The sequence below is a fragment of the Luteitalea sp. genome (assembly GCA_009377605.1).
In the GTDB taxonomy this organism is placed as follows: domain Bacteria; phylum Acidobacteriota; class Vicinamibacteria; order Vicinamibacterales; family Vicinamibacteraceae; genus WHTT01.
This window is the reverse complement of sequence record WHTT01000059.1, coordinates 36184-41034: the sequence shown is the minus strand read 5'-3', so window position 1 is coordinate 41034 and position 4851 is coordinate 36184. Positions and strand designations below refer to the sequence as shown.

Below are 4851 nucleotides of genomic sequence, written 5' to 3'. Positions count from 1 at the left end.
TGACTACTCGCCCTGCGCGCGCAGGTATTCGAGGACCTGCCGCGCTTCCTCTGGCGTCACGTTCTGGTTGGGCATCATCAGGAAGTACTCCGCGACGAGCGGTTTGATCTCGGGATGCTGCTCCGCCATCGTCTGCGGGTTGAGTACCATGTTCAGTACGAACGCCGGCGAGCGGCGCTTTGTCACATCACCGAGCGCTGGCCCGACGTACCGCTCGCGCAACTTGTGGCACGCCGCGCACTTCTGTTCGAAGATCTGTTGCCCCGCGGCCGCCAGGGCCGGGTCAACGCCGGTGAGCGTCACCGGCTCCGTCACTGGTCCGATACCGTGCTCGCGTTGGAACGGCGTCAATCCGTCCGGCGAGGCGCCTCTGGTCCTGTCAGGCGCCGATGGTGGCGTCGTCTTCTCTTCGGACTCCGAGTCGGCCGCCGGTCGGCCGCATGCAACGCCCAGAAACATCAGCACCAAGAACGGCATGTAGACATTCCTACGCCTTCGCCAGGTCCTAGAGCTCATGTCGCAGGTCTCTCATCAGCGCGCGTGGCGCTTCTACAGCACCAACAGCAACCTACGTACCAAGTGTTAGGCTCGCTTCGTACCGCAACGGATGGAGGATCGCGCGAATGAGGGCTGGGCGATTCTCAGCGAAGAGTGCGGAATAATCCTCAGCATCATCTCGATCGTGTGCCGCACCACGGGCAACGGTAACCCATCGGCGTCCTTCGTCCTTATGACCGCCGTCATACAGCAAGCGGTGGGCCAATGTCCGTCGTCGCTTCGTGTCGGCATGCTACGATCTCGTATTGATGGGTCCGCGTCTTCCCGATGTGCTGCAAACCGCGCCGGTCTTCAGGAAGCTGAAGGCCGAGGATCGGGAACGCGTCGCCGCCGTGGCGAAGCTGGCCGACTACAAACGGGGCGAGGTGATCTTCCGCGAGGGCGATCCGTCGAACCGGTTCTATATGGTGGTCACTGGGCGTGTGAAAGTGTTCAAGGTCACACCGTCGGGGCAGGACCTCATCCTCGAGATCTTCGGGCCGGGCGACCCGCTTGGCGCCGTGGCCGTCTACGAGGGGATCCCGTTTCCGGCGTCGGCCGTGGCGCTCGAGAGCGTCACGTGCGTCACGATTGGCAACGAGGACTTCTTCCTCCTGCTCGAGTGCTATCCCACTCTCGTCCGTGGGCTCCTGCTCGGCCTCACGCAGCGGCTCGTGGAGCTGACCACTCGGCTGGCTCAGCTGACCGGTGGGCGCGTCGAGCCGCGGTTCGCTCGGTTATTTCTCAAGTTGGCCAGCAAGATGGGACGCGGCGAGCGCGGCGGCATCTTCATTCCGTTGTCGCTGTCGCGACGGGAGCTGGCCGACCTGGCGGGAACGACCATCGAAACGACAATCCGGATCGTGAGTCGTTGGGGGAAGGACCAGGTGGTGCGCACAGAGAAGGATGGCTTCGTGGTGCTCAACCGCGAAGCGTTGCGCGTGCTGGCCTTCACGGGCTCGTCTCCGTGCGCGCGGCTTCCAGAGCGGCCGCCGCAGATGACGACGGCCATAGGTCGGGAAGCCGGTTGCCGACCATAGTCGACCGACGACGATGAATACCCTCCCCTGCCTGGCGCTTGCGGTGACGTCGAGCGGTACCGTGAAGGAGATCGCGCCGTCGTGCCGGGCGGTGTCGATCTCGAAGGCGGTGTCCCAGGCGCGCTTGGCTCCGGTCCGGTTACCGGCCCGGCCAGCGCGAAAGGCTATCCTTCAAGGCACGGTGATGCGCAAGGGCGTCGGCCCGCCGGGCGGCTGGCTCATGGCGTACAAGTACCAGCCGGGTTCGATGGAGGCGCGCGCCGTCACCTCCAGCCGATCGCCTAAACTGACGGGAAGCGCACCAGGCGAGGCCACGAGCTTTCAGGACACTGGTGCAGGCGCGGCACCCAGTGCCGTGATAGCCATCAGGCAGAGGAACGCTATAAGCCGAGCGCGCATGGTGGGCCTTCTCGAGTCGGAGAACGCAGTGCCGGCTCGTGACATGGCGCGGATACGTCGGGATCCCACGTCGTCGCGTGCCCGCGCCTTGCGGCCGTTGAGTCGTACCCAGGGGAGCTCACCGGATACAATGCACCGACCGGAATGACCCAGTGGCACGATTGTAGCCGGCAGGAGTTCGTACCACCTATGATGACGACGGTCATGTGCCCACGTTAGGGTGGGAACTTCCTCAGGCCGAATTTTTCGATGCGGTAGCGAATCTGTTCTTTAAGCAAGGGGATTTCGTGCTGCTTGCCCTAGTAAGTGCTTACCACGTAGGCCTTGTCGGCCTTCTCAATCCAACGTGTGCGCGCGTTGCCGCGGCTGGTGATGAGGTACTCTTTGCCACCGGACGTGAACGTGCCGCGCGCGCCGTCCAGGGTGACCGGCGTGCCGTAGCCTACCGGTAGCTCCCACGGGTAGCTGTCCTGCCCTCGTGACACAGGACGCACTCGTACCCCGGTTTGCCGAGTGAACGGACAGCTTGAGGTCGATCCGGAACCGCTTGACGTCTTCAAGATCGGGCAAAGTACGTGCCAGGCGGTGGGCGCACTTGATGGCCTCGGGGGTGAGCAGTGACGAAGGGAGTTGCGTGATTTTCAGCGGGACGGTGCAGAATACTGCCCAGCAGATTCGTCACTCGATGACTGCTGCCGTCAGACAGGCCACGATGCAGGCCTCTCTCCTTCGTGGCTTCCGATTTGCACGGTGCGATCTGCTGTTGATGGCAACTTCCTGACGCGGCGAACGCTACGCCGATTTTCAGGAGCCGAAGTTCCATCGGAGGTCACGGCCGACATCACCGAGGCGCAGACTTGCGAGGCCTGATGGCATCACTCGACTTTGATCGGGCACCATTTCTGGTGATCTGGGAGGTCACCCGGGCCTGCGCACTCGCGTGCCTGCATTGCCGGGCCGATGCCATCCCGCGGCGCGACCCTCGCGAGCTCACGACCGATGAGGGGTTCCGCCTCATCGACGAGGTGCGATCGTTTGGGGACCCGGCCCCACTCTTCGTGCTGACCGGTGGTGATCCGATGCGGCGGCCGGATCTGGTGAATTTGGTCAACTATGCCTCGCGCGCCGGGCTGACGGTCGCCATTACGCCCAGCGGCACGGCGGCCGTGACGCGCAAACGCCTCCTGGAGCTCCGCGACGCCGGGCTAAGCCGCATAGCAGTTAGTCTTGACGGCCCGGATCCGGCGTCGCACGACACCTTCCGCGGGGTGCGCGGGTCCTACCACTGGACCATGCGGATCATCGAGGCGGTCACCGAGCTGGGCATCCCGCTTCAGATCAACACGACCGTCAGCCGCCTCACCCTCCCCTTGCTTCGGGCGATGGCCGAGCGCGTGGCCACGTATCCGCTTGTGCTGTGGGCCGTGTTCTTCCTGGTGCAAACCGGGCGCGGCGCGTCTCTGGAACCGATCACCGCCCAGGAGTGCGAGGAGGTGCTGAACTTCCTGTACGAGCTGTCACTGACGGTGCCCTTTGGCATCAAGACGACCGAGGCCCCTCACTACCACCGGGTCGTCTGGCAGCGGCAGCAGGAGCGCCGACGTTCGGTCGATCCCGGCATCCGTGTGGAGCCCGGACAACAGCTTCGCGCGCCCCACAATGTGAGCGATGGGAACGGGGTCGTCTTCGTCGATCACCTGGGCCAGATCTATCCCAGTGGGTTTCTTCCGATCGTCCGCGGGGCCGTGCGACACGATTCCTTAGTGAGCGTCTACCGCGACGACACGCTGTTCAGGCAGCTTCGCGATCCGAATGCGCTCGAAGGGAAGTGCGGCCGGTGCGAGTTTCGCGCGACGTGCGGCGGGTCCCGATCACGCGCGTACGCGGCAGGCGGAGCGGTCCTCAGCGCAGATGCACTCTGCGCATACGAGCCACTTCTTGAGCTAGAATGATTGTTTTCGCGTGCCGGCATCGCCACGCGCGTGCCCGACGGCTGACTCCTATGGCGTCCTGCCCACACCTCGTCATTCTGCTCGTCCGTCCCTCCAAGTACGATGATGAAGGGTATGTGATCAGACACTGGCGAGGCGTACTGCCAAGCAACACGCTCAACTGCCTGCACAGCCTCACCGAGGACGCCGTTCATGCCGGAGCCCTCGGCACCACTCGGGTCACGGTGCGCGTCTTCGATGAGGCGGTCGATCGTGTAGAGCCGGGGCGCTTGGCCCGACGCTATCTTCGGCGCGGTGCACGTGCCGTGGTGGCGCTGGTCGGCGTGCAGACCAACCAGTTCCCGCGTGCGCAGGACCTCGCGCGTCGGTTCAAGGCCGAGGGGTTCGACGTCATGATTGGCGGCTTCCACGTGAGTGGTGCCATCGCCACGGCTACCGCGATGCCCCCCGAGTGTCAGACGATGATCGACGCGGGCGTCACGCTGGTCGCGGGCGAGGTCGAGGGCCGGTGGGCGGCGTTGCTCCAGGACGCCGCGACAGGATCGCTGCGACCGATCTACAACTTCCTCGACTCACCACCCGATCTCACCCATCAACCGGTGCCAGCCCCGTCGGCCAGACTGCAGAAGAAGTTCGCGGTCCGCGGCACGGGAACGGTCGATGTGAGCCGTGGGTGCCCGTTCCGATGCTCATTCTGTACCATCATCAGCGTGCAGGGACGGACGATGCGGGCGCGTGACCCCGAGCGCGTGCTCGAGCAGATTCGGACCAATGCCGCGCCGGGCCGCCCCGATGGTCGCATCCGGTACTACTTCTTCACCGACGATAACTTTTCACGCAATCCGACGTGGGAAGCCCTCTTCGATGGGCTGATCGCGTTGCGCGAGGTCGACCACGTGCCCATCGACTTCATGATGCAGGTG

At 64.4% G+C, this 4851-nt stretch carries 4 protein-coding genes and 1 pseudogene (1 of these 5 only partly in view); 3 read left to right on the top strand and 2 right to left on the bottom strand.

Translation table 11 applies throughout. From position 1 onward, the window contains the following. Positions 1 to 3: 3 nt before the first annotated feature. Positions 4 to 516: a c-type cytochrome gene (locus GEV06_18755; protein MPZ19931.1), complete on the bottom strand. Its 513-nt coding sequence runs from the start codon at positions 514 to 516 to the stop codon at positions 4 to 6. Positions 517 to 806: 290 nt separating this feature from the next. On the opposite strand from GEV06_18755, the gene GEV06_18750 reads away from it, so the two are divergent. Next, positions 807 to 1577 carry a cyclic nucleotide-binding domain-containing protein gene (locus GEV06_18750; protein MPZ19930.1) on the top strand — a complete coding sequence of 257 codons (771 nt, stop codon included), beginning with the start codon at positions 807 to 809 and terminating at the stop codon, positions 1575 to 1577. A 698-nt stretch (positions 1578 to 2275) separates the two neighbouring features. Here GEV06_18750 and GEV06_18745 read toward each other — a convergent pair. Next, positions 2276 to 2461 (bottom strand): hypothetical protein, encoded by a 186-nt coding sequence (locus tag GEV06_18745; GenBank protein MPZ19929.1) that lies wholly within the window; start codon positions 2459 to 2461, stop codon positions 2276 to 2278. A 381-nt stretch (positions 2462 to 2842) separates the two neighbouring features. Here GEV06_18745 and GEV06_18740 point away from each other — a divergent pair, with 381 nt between their 5' ends. Both GEV06_18740 and GEV06_18735 read left to right on the top strand, forming a co-directional pair. Then, positions 2843 to 3928, top strand: coding sequence for a TIGR04053 family radical SAM/SPASM domain-containing protein (locus GEV06_18740; GenBank protein MPZ19928.1), 1086 nt, complete (start codon positions 2843 to 2845; stop codon positions 3926 to 3928). A 50-nt stretch (positions 3929 to 3978) separates the two neighbouring features. Beyond that, a pseudogene (locus GEV06_18735) lies at positions 3979 to 4851 on the top strand (radical SAM protein); it runs 1302 nt beyond the window's last position.

Bases quoted from the DNA above. Each gene is read 5' to 3' on its own strand.
- GEV06_18755 (MPZ19931.1), bottom strand. From the start codon at position 516: ATGAGCTCTAGGACCTGGCGAAGGCGTAGGAATGTCTACATGCCGTTC.
- GEV06_18750 (MPZ19930.1), top strand. From the start codon at position 807: ATGGGTCCGCGTCTTCCCGATGTGCTGCAAACCGCGCCGGTCTTCAGG.